Origin of the sequence: Pseudomonas fluorescens, from assembly GCF_902498195.1 — a bacterium.
Lineage (GTDB): Bacteria > Pseudomonadota > Gammaproteobacteria > Pseudomonadales > Pseudomonadaceae > Aquipseudomonas > Aquipseudomonas fluorescens_BU.
In genome coordinates, this window is record NZ_CABVIY010000027.1 from 1 (window position 1) to 526 (window position 526).

Sequence of the window (526 nt, forward strand, 5' to 3'; positions counted from 1 at the left end):
CAACCTGGCCGATACTTTGTCTCGCCTCGGTGAACACCACGGCCATGCCTTCATCGATAGTGTGGCTGATCGTTTGAAGGAAACCGTCAGGGATACAGACCGCTGCTCTCGAAGTACCGAAGAGTATTTCTGGATCATGCTGCCCCATACCGATGGCAACGACCTGGAAACCGTCAAACAACGCTTGGGCCGGGTCGCCGAGTTGTTTTCAGCACCGGAGGTCAGCGACATTTCCCTGCGTGTCGTCAGCATCACGGCGCCCCAGGATCTGCTCGAACAGGAAGATGGCGAACTACTACTGGCCCGTCTGGCCAGTGAGTTGGCGTGACCGCCATGAGCCCTTTCCTGGAGCAACTCCTCAGCGCACTCAGCTCGCTGATGTGGCCGGATGGTTTGAGCCGGGTGTTTTTCATGCTTTTCCCTTTGTTTCTGATCTTTGAATTACCCCTGATGATCATGGTGATGCTGGGTGTTTTGCGCTGGTTCGCACGTCGGCGCACCCGTATACCGAGGATCAGTCTCTATC

At 55.9% G+C, this 526-nt stretch carries 1 protein-coding gene and 1 pseudogene; both read left to right on the top strand.

Annotated elements, in window-relative coordinates; translation table 11 throughout:
* Positions 1-328 (top strand): diguanylate cyclase domain-containing protein (locus F8N66_RS31365; RefSeq protein ID WP_150773746.1); only part of this gene is annotated, 328 nt, incomplete at its 5' end.
* Between the two features lie 5 nt (positions 329-333).
* Positions 334-526: pseudogene (locus F8N66_RS31935) on the top strand (glycosyltransferase family 2 protein); the annotation flags it as partial.